The sequence below is a fragment of the Variovorax paradoxus NBRC 15149 genome, assembly GCF_001591365.1.
Taxonomy (GTDB): Bacteria; Pseudomonadota; Gammaproteobacteria; order Burkholderiales; family Burkholderiaceae_C; genus Variovorax; species Variovorax paradoxus.
In genome coordinates this window covers 119,990-142,586 of the sequence record NZ_BCUT01000008.1, presented here as the reverse complement: position 1 = coordinate 142,586, position 22,597 = coordinate 119,990, and the positions used below count along the sequence as shown (strand labels likewise).

The following is a 22,597-nucleotide window of genomic DNA, read 5'->3' as shown; positions in this document are numbered from 1 at the left end:
TCATGCAAGACATCCTGATCAACTGGTCCCCGCAGGAGACCCGTGTGGCGCTGGTCGAGCACGGCGCGGTGCAAGAGCTGCACGTCGAACGCACGCTGGAGCGCGGGCTGGTCGGCAACATCTACCTTGGCAAGGTGTCGCGCGTGCTGCCGGGCATGCAGTCGGCCTTCATCGACGTCGGCCTCGAGCGCACGGCCTTCCTGCACGTGGCGGACATCGTGGCGCCGTTCACGCCGGGCTCGCGGCCCAGTGCACCGGCCCCCGAGCGCGACCACCGCAACGGCGGGCCGATGGTGCCCATCGAGAAGCAGGTGTTCGAAGGCCAGTCGCTGCTGGTGCAGGTGATCAAGGACCCGATCGGCACCAAGGGCGCGCGGCTCTCCACGCAGATCAGCATTGCCGGCCGGCTGCTGGTGTTCTTGCCGCAGGACAACCACATCGGCGTTTCGCAGAAGATCCCTTCGGACCAGCGCGAATCCTTGCGCACGCGCATGCTCGCGCTGATCGAGGCCGCGGCGGCGGCCGACAGCGGCGGCGTGGTGCCTGCCAACACCGGTGGCTTCATCCTGCGCACCAACGGCGAAGATTCGTCCGACGCCGAGCTGGCCGAAGACATCGCCTACCTGCGCAAGACCTGGTCGCGCATCCGCGAGGCGTCGAGCAAAATGCCCCCGATGTCGCTGCTGCACCAGGACCTGAGCCTGCTGCAGCGCGTGCTGCGCGACATGACCAGCGAAGACACGCAGACCATCCGCATCGATTCGCGCGAGCAGTTCGAGGCGCTGCTCAAGTTCGGGCTCGAATACATGCCGCAGGCGGCCGGCAAGCTGCAGCACTACAAGGGCGAGCGGCCGATCTTCGACCTGTATTCGGTCGACGAGGAAATCGCCAAGGCGCTGGGCCGACGCGTCGAACTCAAGTCGGGCGGCTACCTCGTGGTCGACCAGACCGAGGCGCTCACCACGGTGGACGTGAACACCGGCGGCTTCGTGGGCGCGCGCAATTTCGACGACACCATCTTCAAGACCAACCTCGAGGCGGCGCAGGCCATTGCGCGCCAGCTGCGGCTGCGCAACCTGGGCGGCATCATCATCGTCGACTTCATCGACATGGGGCGCGACGACCATCGCGAGCAGGTGCTGGCCGAGTTCCGCAAGCAGCTCGCGCGCGACCGCGTCAAGACCACGGCGGGCGGTTTCTCGCAGCTCGGCCTGGTCGAGATGACGCGCAAGCGCACGCGCGAATCGCTGGCCCACATGCTGTGCGAGCCATGCGCGGCCTGCGGCGGGCAGGGCATCGTGAAGACGGCGCGCAGCGTGGCCTACGACGCCATGCGCGAGATCCTGCGCGAAGCGCGGCAGTTCACGCCGCGCGAGTTCCGCATCGTGTCGTCGCCGCAGGTGATCGAGCTGTTCCTCGACGAGGAAAGCCAGCATCTCGCGGGGCTGAGCGACTTCATCGGCAAGCCGATCTCGCTGCAGTCCGAGCCCGCGATCGGGCAGGGCCAGTACGACATCGTGCTGCTCTGAAGGCGCGTCAGAGCGTCGGGTCCTGCCCCGGCGTGGCGCTGCGCACCGCCAGCGTCTGCAGCCGGGCATAGAGCCCGTCCAGCGCCATCAGCTGCGCGTGGCTGCCTTGCTCGGCGATGCGGCCCTGTTCCATCACGATGATGCGGTCGGCATGCTGGATGGTCGAGAGCCGGTGGGCGACGATCAGCGTGGTGCGGTTCTGCATCAGGCGCTGCAGGGCGTCCTGCACCAGCCGCTCAGATTCGGTGTCGAGGGCCGAGGTGGCCTCGTCGAGCAGCAGTATGGGCGCGTTCTTGTAGAGCGCGCGTGCAATGGCCAGGCGCTGGCGCTGGCCGCCGGAAAGCTGCGTGGCGTTGTGGCCGAGCACCGTGTCGATGCCCTGCGGCAGGCTTTCGACGTGGGAGGCGAGGTTGGCGGCTTCTATGCACTGCTGCACGCGCCCGCGATCGACCGCGGCGCCCAGCGCCACGTTGGCGGCCAGCGTGTCGTTGAGCATCACCACGTCCTGGCTCACCATCGCGAACTGCGCGCGCAGGCTCTTGAGTTCCCATTCGCTGGTGTCGTGCCCGTCGAGCAGCACCTGGCCGCCGCTCGGCAGCACGAAGCGCGGCAGCAGGTTGACCAGCGTGGTCTTGCCGGAACCCGAAGGGCCGACGAAGGCCACCACCTGGCCCGGCTCGATCGTCAGGCTCACGCCGTCGAGCGCGCGGGCTTCGTCCTCGCCGCGGTAGCTGACCCTGGCCTCGCGCAGCTCGATGCGGCCTTGCGCATGGTCGATGGCGAAACTGCCCTGCGGCTCTGGCGCTACTTCGTCGATCAGCACCAGGCCGCGTTCGAGCGCCGCAAGGCCGCGCGTGATGGGTGCGGCCATGTCGGCCAGCCGGCGGATCGGCGCGATCAGCATCAGCATGGCCGTGATGTAGGCGACGAAGCCGCCCACGGTCAGGCCCTGTTCGCCGCTCTGCCAGAGCGCGATCATCACCACCACCGACAGTGCAAGCGCGGCCATCATCTGCGTGAGCGGCGTGGTGGCGGCCTGCGCAATGGTCGATTTCACGGCCAGGCGGTTCAGGCGCTGGCTCAGCTGTTCGAAGCGCTCGCCCTGCGCCGCCTCGGCCCCGTGCAGCCGCACCATGCGGTGCGCGAGCACGTTCTCTTCCACCACGTAGGCGAGCTCGTCGGTGGCCTGCTGGCCCTGCTGCGTCAGGCGGTACAGGCGCTTGGAGAACACCTTCATGATCCACGAGATGCTCGGCACCAGGAAGGCGACGATGAGCGTGAGCTTCCAGTTCAGATAGACCAGGTAGGCGAGCAGCGCCACCAGCGTGAAGCCGTCGCGCGAGAGCCCGAGCAGGGCCTGCACCAGCAGCATGGAGCCGGTCTGCACCTCGTACACCACGGTGTTGGAAAGCGCGCTGGCCGACTGGCGCGAGAACAGCGCCAGCTCGGCCGCCAGCAGGCGCTGGAACAGCACGCGGCGCAGCCGCTGCATGCCTTCGTTGGCGATGCGCGAGAGCGCATATTGGGAAATGAACTGCGCGATGCCGCGCACCGCGAACAGCAGCAGCACGGCCGCCGGCACGATCCACAGCGCGAGCTGGCCGCGGTTGAAGCCGCGGTCGAGCAGCGGCTTCAGCAAGGCCGCCATCAAGGGTTCGGTGACGGCCGCCAGCAGGGCGCCGATGAGCCCGACGGCCCACCAGTGGCGCGAGCCGCCGAACCAAGTCATGAGTCGCGCCAGCCGGCGTGTCAGGGGAGGGCGTGCGGTCTCACTGCCGGGGGATGCTTGCATGGCGGCGGATTCTACGGGGCCCACCGCAGGGCCCTTGGAGGGCCGCGCTGTAGGACCACATCGCCCGATACACGTTTTGTGACGGCACGATCGAACCAGTGTGTAACATGTGGCCCGTCGCACCGGGTAGAACTTTTTGACCCGAAACATCTCCGAACCGCATGAACAAGCCGTTGCCAGTTTCCATTCCAACTCCTTCTTCATCGTTTTTTGCACGCCGCGCCTTGATTGCGGCTCTTGCTGCAACTCCCATGCTGCCCGCGCTCGCCCAGTTCCGGGTCGAGGTGTCGGGCGTCGGACTCACGCAGCTGCCCATTGCGCTGGTTCCCTTCAAGGGGCAGGACGCCTCGCCGCAGAAGATCTCCGAGATCGTGCAGGCCGACCTGGAGCGCAGCGGCCAGTTCCGCGGCGTCGATGCTTCGGGCCAGGCGCTGGACGAAGCCTCGCGCCCCGACCTCGCCCTGTGGCGCCAGCGCACGGCCGATTCGCTCGTGGTGGGCAGCGTCACGCGCCTGGCCGATGGCCGCTTCGACGTGCGCTTCCGGCTCTGGGACGTGGTGCGCGGACAAGACCTCGGCGGCCAGAGCTACACCGTTCCGCAAGGCGACCTGCGGCTCGCGTCGCACCGCATTGCCGACTACGTCTATGAAAAGCTGACCGGCGACAAGGGCATCTTCTCGACCCGCATCGCCTACGTGACCAAGGGCGGCAGCCGCTATTCGCTGTGGGTGGCGGATGCCGACGGCGAGAACGCGCAGGCCGCGCTCGCCAGCCCCGAACCCATCATCTCGCCGGTCTGGTCGTCCAACGGGCAACAGCTGGCGTACGTGTCCTTCGAGTCGCGCAAGCCGGTGGTGTACGTGCACAACGTGGCGAGCGGGCAGCGCCGCCTCTTGGCCAACTTCCGCGGTTCCAACAGCGCGCCGGCATGGGCGCCCGATGGCGGCTCGCTGGCCGTCACGCTCAGCCGCGACGGCGGCTCCCAGCTCTACACCATTCCGGCGGCCGGCGGCGAGCCGCGCCGCCTGACCCAGAGCGCCAGCATCGACACCGAGCCCGTCTACTCGGCCGACGGCAGCACGATCTACTTCGTGAGCGATCGCGGCGGTGCGCCGCAGATCTACAAGATGAGCGCCAGCGGCGGTGCGCCGACGCGCGTCACCTTCAGCGGCACCTACAACATTTCTCCTTCTGTCAGCGGCGATGGCCGGTGGTTGGCCTACATCTCCCGCGTTGGCGGTGCCTTCAAACTCCATGTGATGGAGTTGGCCACCGGCAATGTCTCGGCCATCACCGACACCTCGGCAGACGAGAGCCCGAGTTTTGCCCCCAACAGCAAGCTGATCGTCTACGCAACGCACCTGCAAGGCCGCGAAGCGCTCATGACGACCACGCTGGATGGAAAAATAAAGGCACGTCTGGCGGGACAGGGCGGAGACATAAGAGAACCGGACTGGGGTCCGTTTCAAAAGCAATGACCAAGGTTTATTTGAGGAGTACCCAATGTTGAAACGTACGATTTATTCGCTGGCCATCGTGGCTCTGATTGCCGGTTGCTCGTCGGGCACCAAGCTCAACGACACCCCGGTGACCGACCGCTCCGGCACCGCCGGCGGCCAGCAGGGCAGCGCGAGCGCCGTGGCGCCCGTCACCATCGATCCCAATGCCGGTACCGCTCAAGGGCCGGTCGGTATCGAACGGATCGTCTATTTCGACTACGACAGCTACACGGTCAAGCCCGAGTTCCAGTCCCTGATCGACGGCCACGCCCGTTTCCTCAAGGCCAACCCGCAGCGCCGCGTTTCCATCGAAGGCCACACCGACGACCGTGGCGGCCGCGAGTACAACCTTGCACTCGGCCAGAAGCGCTCCGAGGCCGTTCGCCGCGCGCTGACGCTCTTGGGCGTGAGCGACGCCCAGATCGAAGCCGTGAGCTTCGGTAAGGAAAAGCCCGCGGTCCAGGGCTCGGGCGAAGAAGCCTGGGCACAGAACCGCCGCGCTGAAATCCGCTACACCCGGTGATGCAACACGCCCTGTTGCGAGGCGCGGCGCTGGCTGCCGCCTTGCTTTGCGTTTCGGCCGGCTCGCAGGCCGCGTTGTTCGAGGATGACGAGGCACGCCGCGCCATCCTCGACCTGCGCCAGCGGGTGGAGGCCATGCGCCAGCAGACCGACCAGCGGCTGACCGACGAAAACGGCCAGCTGCGCCGCAGCCTGCTCGACCTGCAGAACCAGATCGAGCAGATGCGGGGCGATCTCGCGCGCATGACCGGCCAGAACGAGCAGCTGCAGCGCACAGTCGGCGAGATGCAGTCGCGCCAGGCCACCATCGACGACCGGCTCAAGCAGAACGAGCCGACGAAGGTTTCGGTCGACGGCCGCGAGTTCACCGCCGATCCCAAGGAAAAGGCCGACTTCGACGCCGCGCTCGGCATCTTCCGTGCGGGCCAGTTCGCGCAGGCGCAAACCGCGTTTGCCGAATTCGTCAAGCGCTACCCGCAAAGCGGCTACAACGCCTCGGCGCTGTTCTGGCTCGGCAATGCGCAGTACGCCACGCGCAACTACAACGAGGCCATCGCGAACTTCCGCTCCATGCTGTCGCTTGCGCCCGACCACGCCAAGGCTCCCGAGGCCGTGCTGTCGATCGCCAACTGCCAGATCGAGCTGAAGGACACGCGCGCCGCGCGCCGCACGCTGGAAGACCTGACCAAGGCCTATCCGCAATCCGAAGCCGCCCAGGCCGGCCGCGAGCGTCTCTCGCGCCTGCGCTAGCAACGGCGAAGCCCTCCGCTTGAGCGCAGCCATCCTTCCCGATGCGTCGATCGCCGCCGCGGGTGTCGTGACCGACACCGCGGCGCCCGACTTCGCGCGCCGCTTCGGCGGCCTCGAGCGCCTGTACGGCGTGGCCGGTGCCGCGCGCATCCGCAACGCCCACGTGCTCGTCGCCGGCATCGGCGGCGTGGGCTCGTGGGCGGTCGAGGCGCTGGCGCGCAGCGGCGTCGGGCGGCTCACGCTGATCGATCTCGACCACGTCTCGGAGTCGAACATCAACCGGCAGATCCACGCGCTCGATGCGACCGTGGGTCAGGCCAAGGTCGAGGCCATGCGCGACCGCATTGCGCAGATCAATCCCGGCTGCCAGGTGCTCGCGCTCGATGAATTCGTCGAGCCGGGCAACTGGACGGCACTGCTCGATGCGGCGCAGGCGGCCAATGGGCCCGCGACGGCCGTCATCGATGCCTGCGACCAGGTCAAGGCCAAGCTCGCGATGGCCGCGTGGGCGCGCGCGTCGCGCAGCGCCTTCGTGACCGTGGGCGCCGCCGGCGGCAAGCGGCAGGCGCACAAGGTCGACATCGACGATCTCGCGCTCGTCACGCACGACCCGCTGCTGGCCCAGCTTCGCCAGCGCCTTCGCAAGGAGCATGGCGCTCCGCGCGAGGGCCGCAAGATCGGCGTGGCCTGCGTCTTCAGCCGCGAGAGCGTCGCACCACCCGATGCCTCCTGCGCCATCGAAGAAGGCGACGGTTCGCTCAACTGTCATGGCTATGGTTCGGTGGTGAGCGTGACCGCGACATTCGGCCAATGTGCAGCAGGTTGGGTTCTCGACAAGATTGCGAGCAACGCCACGCTATAATCTTTGGCTTTGCCGGATTCAACGCCGGTGAAGAAAAACCGAAAAAGAAGAAATTGGTTCCGGGACGTTAGCTCAGTTGGTAGAGCAGCGGACTTTTAATCCGTTGGTCACTGGTTCGAATCCAGTACGTCCTACCAGACCCCTCCAAGAAGCCGCTCCACCGAGCGGCTTTTTTATTGCCCGCGGATCGCACAGATCGCATCAGCAAAAAAAACAGCCCGCGCGAGGGCGGGCTGGAAGATGGCCTGCTGGAGGAGGGAGGATCAGAGGATTGCAGGCCACAGGAGAGCCTTCACTATGTCCCCCCAACCTGCACGCAACCTGACCTGGGCGCGTGCCTTGAACACGCGCGCCATGCAAGGCTCGGTCAGTCCTCGTCTTCCCACTTGCCCACCACGGTGCCGAGCACCGTGAAGGCGCTTCGGATCGGCTCGTGCTTCGGATTCAGCGGCAGCAGCCAGCGGCGGCCGTCTTCCTGCTTGAAGACCTTGAAGGTGACTTCGTTGCTCGCGTCGAGCCTGGCGATGATGCGCTCGCCGTCTTCGGGCGTCGTGCGCTGCGTGTCGACGAAGATGATCGACTCTGCGGGATAGCTCTTCAGGTGGCCGCTCGGTGCGGTCATGCTGTCGCCGCGCACGCGCAGCGCGTAGGTGTTGCCGGGGCTGTGATGCGCAACGCAGGGAAGCCAGCGCTCGGCCTGGATCGTTCCTTGCGCGGCGCCCTTCCATGAGGCGACCTGCGTCCACGCGATCAGGGGCACGGTGCCGGGCGTGCCGGGATTGAAGGAGGGGCCCGACGGCGGCGTGCGCGTGACCCGGTAGGCGCCCGGAGGTTCGCTGGCGTTGTCGCGCGCCGTGCCTGGCTGGGGCACGTCCCATGGCGCGGGGCCATCGCCGGTGTCGAGCCAGTTGGGGTCCACGCGGTAGGCGCGTGCCAGCGCGAGCAGGGCCATCGAGCGGCCGGTGTCGCCGCGTTCTATTTTCGAGATGTTGGATTGCTTGACGCCTGAAGCCGCTTCGGCTTGCTTCTGAGTCATTCCGGCGTATTTGCGCGCTGCCAATGCGCGCGCTGCAATAGTCTCCATGGGCGCCGATTTAAGCGCAGGCGAATATTCACTTTGGACTCTAGAATAGTTGAAAGGGAGTATTTGCCATGAAACCACGCAAGTTGGTGCTGGCGCCCAAAGCCGTGAGGCCGAAGCACAAACAAGCCAATCGAAGCGAAGAGCGAAGCCATCGCGCATGCGATGCGGCGCCGCGCTCAGCCCGTATTCATCTGTTGAGCTGAGCGGTGCGCAGGCTCCTGACGCCGGGCCTGTGGCTGGACCGCGCGCTGTGCGTGCTGTTGGCGCTGCTGTCCGCCGCGGCTCTTTTCCATGGGTTTCGTTCGCAGGACGATGGCCTGGCCGGCTTGGGGATCGCCGGCCTCGTTGCCGCGGGGTGGATCGGGACCGCGCTGTTCGACGACAGCGCCTTCAGGCGGGCGCGTGCGGTCCGGGAGGCGGTAAGGAAAGCGTCGCGCTCACGCGCACGCAATCCTTGATGTGCTGCTCGCCCAGGGCGCGCAAGGCGGCGTAGCCGAGCGCAGCGGAGACGATCTGCCCGGCAATCGGCACGTACTTGGCGGCCTGCTTGGCCGTGAGCTTCACGCCCGCGTGCCGCGCGAGCTTGATCAGCAGGTCGCGCGTGACAAGCCGGCCAACCAGCAGCGCACCAACGGTCGTGGCGGCCTTCTGGATGCGTTCGCGCTGGTGCGGCGCGAGCTTTTCGACCTGGGTGACCGACAGGCCGAACTCGGCGCTGATCTGCGGCACCAGGCGCGAGAGCAGGGCCGCATCGGCCGCCCAGTCGATGCCCGGCAGGGGCACGGCGCTGGCGGCCGCGGCCATCAGCGCCTTGCGGCCGATCAGGCGGCGGCTGCGGTGGATGGCCGCGATCAGCTTTTCGTCACCACGGGCCAGTTCGATGGCGGACGGCATGCAGGGCGTCTCCTTGGCAGAGAGCTCAGGCCGCGAGCGCCTCGAGCTGGTCCGACAGGGCCAGCCAGCGCTCTTCGAGTCGGCCGATTTCGTCGTTGAGGGCTTTCAGCCGCTTGCCCGCCTCGGCAATCTCGGCTGGCGGCAACGGCTGCGCCAGGCGCGCCTCGAGCGCGGTGCGTTCGGTGCCGGCCGCGGCCAGCCGTTCGTCGATCTGCGCGATCTCGCGCTTGATCGGCTTGGCCTGGTCGCTGCGCTGCTGGCGGTCCTGGGCGTCCTGTTTGGGCGCCGGGGCGGCCGCGCTGGCGGCTTCGCGCACGGCCACCTTGGCTTCCTCGCGCAGCCGCTTGGCTTCGTCGAGCAGGTAGCGCTGGTAGTCGTCGAGGTCGCCATCGAAATCGGCGACCACGCCGCGGCCCACGAGCCAGAACTCGTCGCACACCGAGCGCAGCAGCGCGCGGTCGTGGCTCACCAGCATCAGCGTGCCTTCGAATTCGTTGAGCGCCACGGCCAGCGCCTCGCGCGTGGCCAGGTCCAGGTGGTTGGTGGGTTCGTCCAGCAGCAGCAGGTTGGGGCGCTGCCAGACCATCATCGCGAGCACCAGGCGCGCCTTCTCGCCGCCGCTCATGGTGCCCACGGGCTGCTTCACCATGTCGCCGCTGAAGTTGAAGCTGCCGAGGAAGCCGCGCAGCGCCTGCTCGCCGGTGCTTTCCTTGACGGCGCTGCCCAGTTCGCGCGCCATGCGCACCATGTGCTCGAGCGGGTTGTCCTGCGGGCGCAGCACGTCGAGTTCCTGCTGCGCGAAGTAGCCGATGTTGAGGCCCTTGCCCTCGGTGACCTGGCCGGCCAGCGCGCCCATTTCGCGCGCAATGGTCTTCACCAGGGTCGACTTGCCCTGGCCGTTGGCGCCCAGGATGCCGATGCGCTGGCCCGCGAGCACCGAGCGGCTGACGCCGCGCAGGATGGTCTTGGGCTCTTCGCCCTCGATCTCATAGCCGAAGCTCGCATTGCTGATCGAGAGCATCGGGTTGGGGATGTTGCCCGGCTCCTTGAACTCGAAGGTGAAGTCGGCCTCGGCCAAGAGCGGCGCGACCCTTTCCATGCGCTCCAGCGCCTTGACCCGGCTTTGCGCCTGCTTGGCCTTGCTGGCCTTGGCCTTGAAGCGGTCGATGAACTTCTGCAGGTGGGCGATCTTGTCCTGCTGCTTGGAGAAGGCCACCTGCTGCTGCTCCATCTGCAACGCGCGCATGTCCTCGAACTTGCTGTAGTTGCCGCCATAGCGCGTGAGCTGCGCGTTGGCGATGTGCAGCGTGACGTCGGTCACGGCGTCGAGGAACTCGCGGTCGTGGCTGATGACGATCATGGTGCCGGCGTACTTCTGCAGCCAGGCTTCGAGCCAGACGAGCGCGTCCAGGTCCAGGTGGTTGGTGGGTTCGTCGAGCAGCAGCAGGTCGCTCGGGCACATCAGCGCGCGGGCCAGCTGCAGGCGCATGCGCCAGCCGCCCGAGAAGCTGTTGACGGGCTCGTCGAGCTCGTGCGACTTGAAGCCCAGCCCGAGCACCAGCGCCTGTGCACGCGGCACGGCGTCGTGCTCGCCGGCGTCGGCCAGGTCGGTGTAGGCGTGGGCCAGTTCCATGCCGATGTCGGCGTCGTCGGGGTTGGCTTCGTAGGCGGCCTCGATGGCCGCCAGCGTGGCGCGCAGCTCGGTCAGCCGGGTGTCGCCGCCCACCACGAAGTCGGTGGCCGACTCCTCGGTTTCGGGCATGTCCTGCGCCACCTGCGCCATGCGCCACTGCTTGGGCACGTAGAAGTCGCCGCCGTCCTCGTGCAGCGAACCGTTGAAGAGCGCGAACAGGGTCGACTTGCCGGCGCCATTGCGCCCGACGAGGCCGACCTTCTCACCGGGATTGATGGTGACGGTGGCGCCGTCGAGCAGAACCTTGGCGCTGCGGCGAAGAATGACGTTTTTGAGAGTAATCATGAAATAGGAACCGTAGGGGCGATTATCCCGCCCGGCCTGTGGCGGCCTGGCGCGAAGGGGCAAATGGGGAGGACACCACCCAAAAAAGGAGGGCCGCAGCCGGGCTGCGGGAAAACGGCGGAAAGGGCGTGAGCGGATGCAGCTAACGCACGCCGGCGCCGGCCAGCAGCGCGGCTCGGGTCACGAGCAGGACCTGGTCCTCGCCCGCGGAGGTTTCCAGCCACACGACTTCGAGCTGCGGGAAGGCGGCCTCGAAGTATTCGCGCTCGTTGCCGATCTCCAGCACCAGCACGGCCTCTTCGCTCATGCGCGAAGGCGCGTCGGCGAACAGCTGGCGCACGAAGTCCATTCCGTCGGCGCCGCCGGCCAGCGCCAGTTCGGGCTCGGCGCGGTATTCGGCGGGCAGGGCGGCCATGCTTGCGCTGTTCACGTAGGGCGGGTTGCACAGCACCAGGTCGTAGGGACCGGGCAGGCTGGCGAGGCCGTCGGATTCGACGAGCTTGATGCGCGCATCGAGCTGGTGCCGCGTGACGTTGATAGCTGCCACCTCGAGCGCCTCGACCGACAGGTCGGCGGCATCGACCGTGATGTCCGGATAGGTCATGGCCGCGAGCACTGCCAGGCTGCCGTTGCCCGTGCACAGGTCGAGCACGCGCTGCGTGTGCTCGCCGAGCCAGTAGTCGATGCTGCCGTCGGCGATCAGCTCGGCGACGAAGCTGCGCGGCACGATGGCGCGCTCGTCCACGTAGAAGGGCACGCCCTGCAGCCACGCCTCCTTGGTGAGATAGGCGGCGGGCTTGCGCGTGGCGATGCGTTCGTCGAGCAGCGCCGCGACCTTGCCGGCATCGGCCGGCGAGACGGCCTTGTCGGCCACCGCGTCGATGTCGTCCAGCGGCAGCTTCAGGCGCCACAGCACCAGCCATGCGGCTTCGTCGAAGGCGTTGGCGGTGCCGTGGCCGAAGGCGACCCCGGCCTCTTCCAGCCGCTTGGCGCCGGCCTCGATCAGCTCGATGACAGTGCTCATTGGATGACCTCCGCGCTTCGCGCTGCGGTGCGAGCTTGCTTGGGGCGGCCCGGCGCGGCGCTCATTGGATGAGCGACGCTTCGAGGCGCTCCAGCGTGCGCTTGTAGATGTTCTTCAGCGTCTCGATCTCGGCCACGTCGATGTGCTCGTCGATCTTGTGGATGCTGGCATTGACCGGGCCGAGCTCGACCACCTGCTTGCAGATCTTGGCGATGAAGCGTGCATCGCTGGTGCCGCCGCTGGTCGAGAGCTCGGTGGCGATGCCGGTTTCGTCGGCAATGGCCGTCTGCACCGCGCTGACGAGTTCGCCCGGCGTCGTGAGAAAGGGCAGGCCGCCGATGGTCCAGGCGAGCGTGCAGTCCACGCCGTGTGCATCGAGCACCGCATGCACGCGCTGCTGCAAGGACTCGGGCGTCGATTCGGTCGAGAAGCGGAAATTGAAGTCGATGACCGCGCTGCCCGGGATCACGTTGCTTGCGCCGGTGCCCGAGTGAAAGTTGCTGATCTGCCAGCTGGTGGGCTGGAAGTACGCATTGCCCGCGTCCCAGCCGCCCGCGGCGTTGATGGCCACCAGCTCCGCCAGCGCGGGCGCCACGGCATGCACCGGGTTCTTCGCGAGGTGCGGGTAGGCGATGTGGCCCTGCACGCCATGCACGGTGAGCTTGCCGCTCATGGTGCCGCGGCGGCCGTTCTTGATCATGTCGCCGCAGCGCTCGACGGCCGTGGGCTCGCCGACGATGCAGTAGTCGATGGTTTCGCCACGCGCGGCCAGCGCGTTGCAGACGATGACCGTGCCATCGACGCCCGGGCCTTCCTCGTCGCTGGTGAGCAGGAGCGCGAGCGTGAGCCTGGGATCGGGCGTGGCCGCAAGGAATTCCTCGATGGAGACCACGAAGGCCGCGACCGATGTCTTCATGTCGCACGCGCCGCGGCCATAGAGCTTGCCGCCGCGGTGGGTGGGCGTGAACGGATGGCTGGTCCACTGCTCGACCGGCCCCGTGGGCACCACGTCGGTGTGGCCCGCGAACACCAGCGTCTTGGTCGGCGCGGTGCCGGCCGGGCGGCGCACCGCCCACAGGTTGGTCACGCGAAAATCGGCCGGGCCGCTTTCGATGGTTTCGAGCGTGAAGCCCAGCCGTGCCAGCCGTTCGCCGAGGATCTGTTGGCAGCCCGCATCGTCGGGGGTGACCGAGGGGCGCGAGATGAGTTGTTCGGCGAGCTGGAGGGTACGGGACATCGGGGAAAGGCCGGGTTCAGAACTTCACGTCGAGCGTGATGTCAGTGAAGGTGGGTTCGTCGACCTGGTCCGTCAGGTTGCGGTCTTCGGTCTTCTGCTTGGGCGCGGCGCGGTTCTGCAGCCGCCACATCAGGTTGGTGGGCGAGTCGGCCTGGGCCAGGCCTTCCTCGCGCGTCACGCGCTCTTCGGTGATGAGGCGGGCAATGTCTTCCTCGAAGGTCTGCGAGCCTTCGGCCATCGATTGCTCCATGGCTTCCTTGACGGCGGAGAAGTCGCCCTTTTCGATCAGCTCGGCCACCAGGGCCGTGTTGAGCATGACCTCGAGCGCCGGCACGCGGCCGCCGGTGGGCGTGCGCAGCAGCCGCTGCGACACGATGGCGCGCAGCGCCGAGCCCAGGTCGCCCAGCAGCGTGGGGCGCACCTCGACCGGGAAGAAGCTCAGGATGCGGTTGAGCGCGCGGTAGCTGTTGTTGGCATGCAGCGTGGCCACGCACAGGTGGCCCGACTGCGCATAGGCAATGGCGGCCGTCATGGTTTCGCGGTCGCGGATCTCGCCGATCTGGATCACGTCGGGCGCCTGGCGCAGCGCATTCTTGAGCGCAACCTGCAGCGACTCGGTGTCGCTGCCCACGTCGCGCTGGTTCACCAGCGACTTCTTGTTGGTATAGGTGAACTCGATGGGTTCTTCCACCGTGAGGATGTGGCCCGTGGCGTGCTCGTTGCGGTAGTCGAGCATCGAGGCCAGCGTGGTGGTCTTGCCGGCGCCGGTCGCGCCCACCATCAGGATCAGCCCGCGCTTTTCCATGATGAGCGTCTTGAGGATGTCAGGCAGGTTCAGGTCGGCAAAGCTCGGAATGGTCGAGGCGATGTGCCGCACCACCACCGCATAGCTGCCGCGCTGGCGCATGGCGCTGATGCGGTAGTTGCCGGCGCCCTCGAGCATCACGGCCATGTTGAGTTCGCCGGTTCGCTCCAGCTCCTGGATGCGGGCTTCGGGCACCACCTCGGCCAGCAGCGCGAGCGGCGCGGTGGCCGGCAGCACCTGGGCGTTGATCGGCACGCAGGTGCCGTTGAGGCGGATCAGCACCGGGGAGTGCGCCGAGAGGTAGATGTCGGAGGCCTTGCGCTCGGCCATCAAACGAAGAATCCGCTCCATCATGTTCATCGGTCGCTCTCCTCGGGTGCTGTTGTTTTCTCGATCAGTCGCGCAGCAGGTCGTTCAGGCTGGTCTTGGAACGCGTTTGCGCATCGACCGTCTTGACGATGATTGCTGCGTAGGTGCTGTATTCCTGGCCCGACTTGGTCTTCTTGGGCAGGTTGCCGCTGATCACGACGCTGCCGGACGGCACGCGGCCGAAGGAGGTCTCTCCGGTGTCGCGGTTGAAGATCGGCGTGCTCTGGCCGATGTACACACCCATGCCGAGGACCGAGTTTTCCTCGATCACCACGCCCTCGACCACTTCGGAGCGCGCGCCGATGAAGCAGTTGTCCTCGATGATGGTCGGGCCGGCCTGCAGCGGCTCGAGCACGCCGCCGATGCCGACGCCGCCCGACAGGTGCACGTTGGCGCCGATCTGCGCGCACGAACCCACGGTGGCCCAGGTGTCGACCATGGTGCCTTCGCCCACGTAGGCGCCGATGTTCACGTAGGAAGGCATCAGGATCGCGCCCTTGGCGATGTAGCTGCCGCGGCGGGCCACGGCCGGCGGCACGATGCGAACGCCCGATTCCTTCAGCTCGTTGGCCGACAGGTGCGAGAACTTGGTGGGCACCTTGTCGTAGAAGCCCAGCGAGCCGGCCTGCATCTGCTCGTTGTCCTTCAGGCGGAACGACAGCAGCACGGCCTTCTTGATCCACTGGTGCACGGTCCACTGGCCCACGCTTTCGCGCGTGGCAACGCGCAGCTTGCCGTTGTTGAGCTCGGAAATCACGTGCTCGACGGCATCGCGCACTTCGGCAGGGGCGGCGCTGGACGAGATGTTGGCGCGGTCTTCCCACGCGGCGTCGATGATTTGTTGCAGTTGCTGGGTCATGGAGAAAGTCTCGTGTGAAAAATGGGTGCGGGCGAAAAAGCGGATCAGCGGCGAGCGTCCTTGCAGAAGCGGACGATGCGCTGGGCGGCCTCCACGCATTCGGCTGTTTCGGCGACCAGTGCCATGCGGATGCGGCCGCGGCCAGGGTTGGCGCCGTGGGCGGTCTCTCGCGCCAGATAGCTCCCCGGCAGAACCGTCACATTGTATTGAGCGTAGAGCGCGCGGGCGAAGGCTTCGTCGTCGCCAGCCCACACTTCGGGAATGCCGGCCCAGAGATAGAAACTGGCGTCGGGCAGGCGCACGTCGAGCACGGGTTCGAGCAGCGGCGTGACGGCCGCGAACTTGGCGCGGTACTGGGCGCGGTTGTCCACCACATGGGACTCGTCGCCCCAGGCCGCGATGCTGGCCGCGGCCACGGCGCCGCTCATGGCGCTGCCGTGGTAGGTGCGGTAGAGCAGGAACTTCTTGATGATGGCCGCGTCGCCCGCCACGAAGCCGCTGCGCAGGCCGGGCACGTTGCTGCGCTTGGACAGCGAGGTCAGCGCAATCAGGTTCCGGAAGTCGGGCCGCCCGAGCTTCACCGAGGCTTCGAGTCCGCTGAGCGGGGGTTCGTCGCGGAAATAGATCTCGCTGTAGCACTCGTCGGCGGCAATCACGAAGCCGTGGCGGTCCGACAGGTCGAAGAGCCTTTTCCATTCGTCCAGCGACATCACCGCACCCGTCGGATTGCCCGGCGAGCAGACGAACACCAACTGCGTGCGGGCCCAGACGGCCTCGGGCACGCTGTCCCAGGCGACCGCGAAATTGCGCGCGGGCACGCTGGCCACGTAGTACGGCTCGGCGCCCGAAAGCAGGGCCGCGCCCTCGTAGATCTGATAGAACGGATTGGGCGACATCACCACCGGCTGCGGCGAGGCGGTGGGGTCGACCACGGTCTGCGCCAGCGAGAACAGGGCTTCCCGCGAACCATTGACAGGCAGCACCTGCGTGGCCGGGTCGAGGGCGAGGCTGTAGCGGGTTTTCAGCCAGTCGGTGAAGGCGGTGCGCAGGGCCAGGTCGCCCGCGGTCGCGGGGTAGGCGGCCAGCGCGCCGAGGCTGGCGCTCAAAGCGTCCTTGATGAAGCCTGGCGTGGCGTGCTTGGGTTCGCCGATGCCCAGGCTGATGGCCGGGAACTCGGGGTTGGGCGTGACGCCCGCGAACAGTTGCTTCAGCCGCTCGAAGGGATAGGGTTGCAACCGGGAAAGCAGGGGATTCATGCCCGGGATTATCGGTGACAGGTGTTACCGCTCCTCCCGAAGCGGCTACTGGCAGCCATGACGGCTGGCAGGCGTCAGGCCGCGCTGCGCCGGTAGAAGGCGAGCGAGCCCGCCAGTGCCAGCAGCATGCCGCCGCAGGCGCGGTCGATCCAGCGCGTGGCCGATACCGTGAGCACCCGGATCGCGCGGGCGCCGACGAAGGCGTAGGCCAGCATCACCAGCGTGTCGAGGCCCGCGAAGATCAAGGCAATGATCAGGTACTGCGGCGCCTGCGCAGCCGCCGGATCGATGAACTGCGGCAGGAGCGCCGAGCAGAAGATGTAGCCCTTGGGGTTGGTCACCGCCACCAGGAAGGACTTGAAGAAGATGCGCCGGCTTTCGCCCGCCGTCACCGTGGCGGCGGCGTCCGCATCCGGCAGCTTGAAGCCGCCCTTGGAGCGCAGCATGCGCAGCCCGAGCCAGGCCAGGTAGGCGGCGCCCACCCACTTGAGCATCGAGAACCAGAACTCCGACGCCGCGAGCAGCGCACCCAGGCCAAGCGCGACGGCGCCCACCAGCACGAAGTCCGACAGCACCGCGCCGAGCATGCCCGGCAGCGCCCGGCGCACGCCATGCCGGGACCCGTTGCTCAGCGCCAGCAGCACCGTGGGACCGGGCGTGGCGATGGCGGTGAAGGCGACCAGGGTGAACAGCAGGGCGGTGGCGAGCGTCATGGCGGCGGGCGTCCTTCTTCCAGCTTCAGATTTTCTTGACCAGCACCTGGCTCTTGCGGTCCCAGTTGTACTTGCGCTTGCGGGCTTCGGGCAGCCAGTCGGGGTTGACCTGCTGGAAGCCGCGCTTGAGGAACCAGTGCATGGTGCGCGTGGTGAGCACGAAGATGCTTTCCAGGCCCATGGCCTTGGCGCGGTGCTCGATGCGCTTGAGGATGCGTTCGCCGTCGCCCTGCGACTGCGACTGGGGCGAGACGGTCAGCGCGGCCATCTCGGCGGTCTTGGCCTCGGGGTAGGGGTAGAGCGCCGCGCAGCCGAAGATCACGCCGTCGTGTTCGATGACCGTGTAGTGGCCCACGTCGCGCTCGATCTCGGTGCGGTCGCGCTTGACCAGCGTGCCGTCGCGCTCGAAGGGCTCGATCAGCTGCAGGATGCCGCCGATGTCGTCGACCGTGGCTTCGCGCAGGCTCTCGAGCTTCTCGTCGATCACCATGGTGCCGACGCCGTCGTGCACGTACACCTCGAGCAGCAGCGCGCCGTCCAGCGCAAAGGGCAGGATGTGGTTGCGCTCCACGCCGCCCTTGCAGGCCTTCACGCAGTGCTGCAGGTAGAAGGCGGTGTCGGTGGGCTTTTGCGGCGGCGGCAGCGAGGCCAGCAGCTTCTCGGCCGCGGCCAGCGGCAGCTCGGTGTCGATGGGGTTGTCTTCGCTCTCGGGCAATTCGCTGTCGATGCGGATGCCAGGGATCTCGGTCAGGAAGATCAGCTTGTCGGCCTGGATGGAGATGGCCACGCTGGTGGCGACTTCTTCCATCGTCAGGTTGAAGGCCTCGCCGGTGGGCGAGAAGCCGAAGGGCGACATCAGCACCATGGCGCCGAAATCGAGCGTGCGGCGGATGCCCACGGCGTCGACCTTGCGCACCAGGCCCGAATGCTTGAAGTCCACGCCGTCGACCACCCCGACGGGGCGCGCGGTGATGAAGTTGCCCGAGATCACGCGCACCGTCGATCCGGCCATCGGCGTGTTCGGCAGGCCCTGGCTGAAGGCGGCCTCGATCTCGTAGCGCAGCTGGCCGGCGGCTTCCTGCGCCGAATCCAGCGCCACCTCGTCGGTGATGCGGATGCCGTGCGAGTAGCGCGCCTCGTGCCCCTTGGCCGCGAGCTGCTCGTTGACCTGCGGGCGGAAGCCGTGCACCAGCACGATCTTGATGCCCATGCTCTGGATCAGCGCAAGGTCCTGCGCAATGTTCTGCAGCTTGCCCGCCGCGATCGCCTCGCCTGCCAGCGCGACCACGAAGGTCTTGCCGCGGTGCGTGTGGATGTAGGGCGCGACCGAGCGGAACCAGGGCACGAAGGTGAAGTTGAAAACGGTGGACATGGAGCGTGATTGTGCATTCTTGGAGGGCGGTTCGCGCGGGGCGGCCTATCGCCCGCAGCGCCCGGGCGGCGCCGCGAGGCGTGCAACAGCCGCGGCGCGCGCCGATAATGTGCGGTTTGCCTGCCGCGCCTTCCCGAACAGCTCTTCCCTTGACGACCACGACACCTTCCGCCCCCTTGCGCATCGACTTTCCCGAATCGCTTCCGGTCTCCGGCCGGCGCGATGAAATCATGGCCGCCATCGCGGCGCACCAGGTGGTGATCGTCTGCGGCGAAACAGGCTCGGGCAAGACCACCCAGTTGCCGAAGATCGCGCTGGCGCTCGGCCGCGGCAAGCTCAATGCGCCGCCGGGCCAGGGCCGGCTCATCGGCCACACGCAGCCGCGGCGCATTGCCGCCAGCTCGGTGGCCAAGCGCATCGCCGAAGAGCTGAAGACGCCGCTGGGCGACGTGGTCGGCTTCAAGGTGCGCTTCCAGGACCGGCTGAGCCGCGACGCGTCGGTCAAGCTCATGACCGACGGCATCCTGCTGGCCGAGACGCAGACCGATCCGCTGCTCAAGGCCTACGACACGCTGATCATCGACGAGGCGCACGAGCGCTCGCTCAACATCGACTTCCTGCTCGGCTACCTGCGCGAGATCCTTCCGCGCCGGCCCGACCTGAAGGTGATCGTGACCTCGGCCACCATCGACGCCGAACGCTTCGCGCAGCATTTCGCCTCGGCGAAAGGCCCGGCGCCGACGATCATGGTGTCCGGGCGCACCTTCCCGGTCGAGCAGCGCTACCGGCCTTTCGAAGAGTCGCGCGAGCACGACCTGAACGATGCCATTGCCGACGGCGTCGACGAGCTCTGGCGCGATCCGCACAACGCCGGCGACATCCTGGTCTTCCTGCCCGGCGAGCGCGAGATCCGCGAGGCCGCCGACCACCTGCGCCGCCACCTGAGCCACCAGCCGCTGCTGCGCAATGCCGAGGTGCTGCCGCTGTTCGCGCGGCTGTCGGGCCCCGAGCAGGACCGCATCTTCGACAGCCATTCGGGCCGGCGCATCGTGCTGGCCACCAACGTGGCGGAAACCTCGCTCACCGTGCCGGGCATCCGCTACGTGATCGACACCGGCACCGCGCGCGTGAAGCGCTACAGCTTCCGCAGCAAGGTCGAGCAGCTGCTGGTCGAGCCGATCAGCCAGGCAGCGGCCAACCAGCGCGCGGGCCGCTGCGGCCGCGTGGCCAACGGCATCTGCATCCGGCTCTACGACGAAAAGGATTTCGAAGGCCGGCCGCGCTTCACCGACCCGGAAATCCTGCGCTCGTCTCTCGCGGGCGTGATCCTGCGCATGAAGTCGCTGCGGCTGGGCGACGTGGCGCGCTTTCCGTTCCTGGAAGCGCCTTCGCCGCGCGCGATTGCCGACGGCTACCAGCTGCTCAACGAGCTCGGCGCGGTCGACGACGCCAACGAACTCACGGCCACGGGCGCCGAGCTCGCCAGGCTGCCGCTCGATCCGCGCGTGGGCCGGATGATCCTTGAAGCCCGCACGCGCGGCGCGCTCGAAGAGGTGCTGGTCATCGCGTCGGCGCTCAGCGTGCAGGACGTGCGCGACCGGCCGATGGACGCGCAGCAGCAGGCCGACCAGGCGCATTCCAAGTTCGACGACGAGAAGAGCGAGTTCAGCGGCTACCTGCGGCTGTGGAAATGGATCGCCGATGCGCGCGGCGGCCATGGAGACACCCACAAGCTCAGCAACAGGCAGTACGAGCAGCTGCTGCGCCAGAACTTCATCAACATCCGCCGCGTGCGCGAATGGCGCGACATCCACTCGCAGCTGCTCACGGTGGTCACCGAGCACAAGTGGCGCATCAACGCTGAGCCGGCCGGCTACGAGCCATTGCATCTGTCGATGCTCGCAGGCCTGCTCGGCAACGTCGGCTGGAAGCTGGAAGACGACGAGGCGTACCTGGGTGCGCGCGGCATCAAGTTCTACAAGCATCCGGGCGCGCACCTGAAGAAGAAGCCCGGCCGCTGGATCGTCGCGGCCGAGCTGGTCGAGACCACGCGGCTCTTCGGCCGCGGCATCGCCAACATCGAGCCGCAGTGGCTCGAACAGGTGGCCGGCCACCTGCTGAAGAAGCAGCTGCTCGATCCGCATTGGGAGAAGAAGGGCGCGCAGGTTTCGGCGCTGGAGCGCGCAACGCTCTACGGCCTCGTGGTGTACAGCGGGCGCCGGGTCGACTTCACGAAGGTGGACCCGGTGGCGGCGCGCGAGATCTTCATCCGCGAAGCGCTGGTCGGCGGGCAGTGGGAGAGCAAGTTCCCGTTCCTCGCGGCCAACCGCAAGCTGGTGCGCGAGGTCGAGGGGCTGGAGCACAAGGCGCGCCGGCAGGATGTGCTGGTGGACGACGAGCTGATCTTCGCCTTCTACGACGCGCAGCTGCCCGCCGACGTGGCCGGCGGCATCAGCTTCGAGAACTGGTACCGCCATGCCTCCAGGGAGCAGCCGCGCCTGCTCTTCCTCACGCGCGAGGAACTGATGCGCCACCAGGCCGCGGGCATCACCACGCAGTCCTTTCCGCCCACGCTGCGGCTGGGCGGCGTCGACTGCGCTGCAAGCTACCTGCACGCGCCGGGCGACGCCAAGGACGGCCTCACGGTCAGCGTGCCGCTCTTCGTGCTCAACCAGGTGAGCGAAGAGCGCTGTGAATGGCTGGTGACCGGCATGCTCAAGGACAAGATCCAGGCGCTGCTCAAGAGCCTGCCGCAGCGGCCGCGCTCGCGGCTGGTGCCGCTGCCCGAGTCGGCGGCCAGGCTGGCGGAAGAACTCTCGGCGCCCGAGGTCTTCGGCCACGGCTCGCTGACCGATGTGCTGCTCAAGCGCGTGCGCGACGCCACGAGCATCGACGTCAAGCGTGCCGACTTCAAGCTCGACATGCTGCCGCCGCATCTGTTCATGAACCTGCGCATCGTGGACGAGCACGGTCGCCAGCTTGGCATGGGGCGCAACCTGGGCGCGCTCAAGGCGGAGCTGGGCGCGCAGGCGCGGGGCGCTTTCCAGGCGCTGGCCGGCCTCAACGTCAAGGCGTCGGCGGACCGCAAGCCGGCCGATGCCGCCGAGGGACGCGGGCGGGCCAAGGGCAACGCCGCTGCACCGGCCCCCGCCGCGCCCAGCCTGCCCGCCGGCCAGCGCTACACGAACTGGAGCTTCGGCGAACTGCCCGAGCTGATGGAAGTGCGGCGCGGATCGCAGTCGCTGATCGGATTTCCGGCGCTGCGCGACGAGGGCGATGCCGTCACCATCGAGGTGTTCGACGAGCCCGCCGTGGCGGCCGCCAAGCACCGCGCCGGGCTGCGCCGCCTGTTCGCGCTGCAGCTGAAGGACGCACTCAAGTACCTCGAGAAGAACATCCCCGACCTGCAGAAGATGGCCGTGGCCTACATGCCGCTGGGTACCTCGGAGGAGCTGCGCACGCAGATCATCGACGTGGCGATCGACCGGGCCTTCCTGCAGGAGCCGCTGCCGACCGACGAGTTCGCCTTCAAGCGCCGCCTCGAAGAGGGCCGCGGCCGGCTCACGCTGATCGCCAACGAGGTGGCGCGGCTGGCCTCGGCCATCCTGGCCGAATACGCGGCCGCCGCGCGCAAGATCAAGGACACCAAGCTCCAGCCCGAGGCCGTGCAGGACGCCGCGCAGCAGCTGCAGCGCCTGGTCGGCAAGCGCTTCATCGCGGACGCGCCGTGGACGCAGCTGCAGCATTTCGCGCGCTATCTCAAGGCCATCGTGCTGCGGCTCGACAAGCTGCGCAGCGACCCCGCGCGCGATGCCGCCAAGCTGGCCGAGCTGCGGCCGCAGGAGCAGCGCTACTGGCGGCTGGTGGCCGAGCGCAAGGGCGTGGTGGACGAGCGCATGCTGGAGTTCCGCTGGCTGCTCGAGGAGCTGCGCGTGAGCTTCTTCGCGCAGGAGCTGCGCACGCCGCAGCCGGTCAGCATCAAGCGGCTGGACAAGGCCTGGGCCCAGCTGCAGGCCTGATCGGCGGCCGGCAAAAAGAAGCCCGCTTCTCGC

General features: G+C 67.7%; 17 protein-coding genes and 1 tRNA gene. 7 read left to right on the top strand and 11 right to left on the bottom strand.

Annotated features, from left to right (window positions below; all coding sequences use genetic code 11):
• Nucleotides 1-2: 2 nt before the first annotated feature.
• On the top strand, nucleotides 3-1,529 hold the full coding sequence (gene rng, locus VPA02S_RS29625) for a ribonuclease G (protein ID WP_012747797.1): 1,527 nt from the start codon (nucleotides 3-5) through the stop codon (nucleotides 1,527-1,529).
• Between the two features lie 7 nt (nucleotides 1,530-1,536).
• Here the strand turns inward: rng and msbA are convergent, their stop codons facing one another.
• Complete coding sequence (gene msbA, locus VPA02S_RS29620; RefSeq protein ID WP_062367043.1) at nucleotides 1,537-3,321, bottom strand: lipid A export permease/ATP-binding protein MsbA; 1,785 nt, start codon at nucleotides 3,319-3,321, stop codon at nucleotides 1,537-1,539.
• Nucleotides 3,322-3,572: 251 nt separating this feature from the next.
• Between msbA and tolB the strand changes: the two genes are divergently transcribed.
• From tolB to VPA02S_RS29595, 5 genes are all read left to right on the top strand, one after another.
• A complete protein-coding gene (gene tolB, locus VPA02S_RS29615; RefSeq protein ID WP_062367041.1) occupies nucleotides 3,573-4,799 on the top strand; it encodes a Tol-Pal system beta propeller repeat protein TolB in 1,227 nt (408 codons plus the stop codon).
• 25 nt (nucleotides 4,800-4,824) lie between these two features.
• The gene (gene pal / locus VPA02S_RS29610; RefSeq protein WP_012747800.1) at nucleotides 4,825-5,343 is read left to right on the top strand and encodes a peptidoglycan-associated lipoprotein Pal; all 519 of its coding nucleotides are present in this window, start codon (nucleotides 4,825-4,827) and stop codon (nucleotides 5,341-5,343) included.
• The gene (ybgF, locus tag VPA02S_RS29605; RefSeq protein WP_062367040.1) at nucleotides 5,343-6,092 is read left to right on the top strand and encodes a tol-pal system protein YbgF; all 750 of its coding nucleotides are present in this window, start codon (nucleotides 5,343-5,345) and stop codon (nucleotides 6,090-6,092) included. Before pal ends, ybgF begins: the two co-directional genes overlap by 1 nt.
• 67 nt (nucleotides 6,093-6,159) lie before the next feature.
• Complete coding sequence (locus VPA02S_RS29600) at nucleotides 6,160-6,954, top strand: tRNA threonylcarbamoyladenosine dehydratase (protein WP_244883815.1); 795 nt, start codon at nucleotides 6,160-6,162, stop codon at nucleotides 6,952-6,954.
• Nucleotides 6,955-7,015: 61 nt separating this feature from the next.
• A tRNA-Lys gene (locus VPA02S_RS29595) sits at nucleotides 7,016-7,091 on the top strand.
• 230 nt (nucleotides 7,092-7,321) lie between these two features.
• On the opposite strand, the gene VPA02S_RS29590 is transcribed toward VPA02S_RS29595, so the two are convergent.
• The 10 genes from VPA02S_RS29590 to argA form a co-directional block, all read right to left on the bottom strand.
• Complete coding sequence (locus tag VPA02S_RS29590) at nucleotides 7,322-8,038, bottom strand: helix-turn-helix domain-containing protein (RefSeq protein ID WP_081247643.1); 717 nt, start codon at nucleotides 8,036-8,038, stop codon at nucleotides 7,322-7,324.
• A 390-nt stretch (nucleotides 8,039-8,428) separates the two neighbouring features.
• A complete protein-coding gene (locus tag VPA02S_RS29585; RefSeq protein WP_012747818.1) occupies nucleotides 8,429-8,932 on the bottom strand; it encodes a hypothetical protein in 504 nt (167 codons plus the stop codon).
• Between the two features lie 25 nt (nucleotides 8,933-8,957).
• The gene (locus tag VPA02S_RS29580; RefSeq protein WP_062367035.1) at nucleotides 8,958-10,910 is read right to left on the bottom strand and encodes an ABC-F family ATP-binding cassette domain-containing protein; all 1,953 of its coding nucleotides are present in this window, start codon (nucleotides 10,908-10,910) and stop codon (nucleotides 8,958-8,960) included.
• 142 nt (nucleotides 10,911-11,052) lie between these two features.
• Nucleotides 11,053-11,934: a 50S ribosomal protein L3 N(5)-glutamine methyltransferase gene (gene prmB / locus VPA02S_RS29575; protein ID WP_062367033.1), complete on the bottom strand. Its 882-nt coding sequence runs from the start codon at nucleotides 11,932-11,934 to the stop codon at nucleotides 11,053-11,055.
• A 61-nt stretch (nucleotides 11,935-11,995) separates the two neighbouring features.
• Nucleotides 11,996-13,171, bottom strand: a complete 1,176-nt coding sequence (dapE, locus tag VPA02S_RS29570; RefSeq protein ID WP_062367030.1) for a succinyl-diaminopimelate desuccinylase — start codon at nucleotides 13,169-13,171, stop codon at nucleotides 11,996-11,998.
• Nucleotides 13,172-13,187: 16 nt separating this feature from the next.
• On the bottom strand, nucleotides 13,188-14,336 hold the full coding sequence (locus VPA02S_RS29565; RefSeq protein ID WP_062367027.1) for a PilT/PilU family type 4a pilus ATPase: 1,149 nt from the start codon (nucleotides 14,334-14,336) through the stop codon (nucleotides 13,188-13,190).
• A 34-nt stretch (nucleotides 14,337-14,370) separates the two neighbouring features.
• Nucleotides 14,371-15,204 (bottom strand): 2,3,4,5-tetrahydropyridine-2,6-dicarboxylate N-succinyltransferase, encoded by an 834-nt coding sequence (dapD, locus tag VPA02S_RS29560; protein ID WP_012747823.1) that lies wholly within the window; start codon nucleotides 15,202-15,204, stop codon nucleotides 14,371-14,373.
• A 44-nt stretch (nucleotides 15,205-15,248) separates the two neighbouring features.
• Nucleotides 15,249-16,460 (bottom strand): succinyldiaminopimelate transaminase, encoded by a 1,212-nt coding sequence (gene dapC, locus VPA02S_RS29555; RefSeq protein ID WP_062367025.1) that lies wholly within the window; start codon nucleotides 16,458-16,460, stop codon nucleotides 15,249-15,251.
• Nucleotides 16,461-16,534: 74 nt separating this feature from the next.
• Entirely contained in the window at nucleotides 16,535-17,173 is a 639-nt protein-coding gene (locus tag VPA02S_RS29550; RefSeq protein WP_062367023.1) for a LysE family translocator, read from the bottom strand.
• A 25-nt stretch (nucleotides 17,174-17,198) separates the two neighbouring features.
• The gene (gene argA / locus VPA02S_RS29545; RefSeq protein ID WP_062367021.1) at nucleotides 17,199-18,545 is read right to left on the bottom strand and encodes an amino-acid N-acetyltransferase; all 1,347 of its coding nucleotides are present in this window, start codon (nucleotides 18,543-18,545) and stop codon (nucleotides 17,199-17,201) included.
• Nucleotides 18,546-18,775: 230 nt separating this feature from the next.
• Here argA and hrpA point away from each other — a divergent pair, with 230 nt between their 5' ends.
• A complete protein-coding gene (hrpA, locus tag VPA02S_RS29540) occupies nucleotides 18,776-22,564 on the top strand; it encodes an ATP-dependent RNA helicase HrpA (RefSeq protein WP_244883814.1) in 3,789 nt (1,262 codons plus the stop codon).
• The last annotated feature ends 33 nt before the right edge of the window (nucleotides 22,565-22,597 follow it).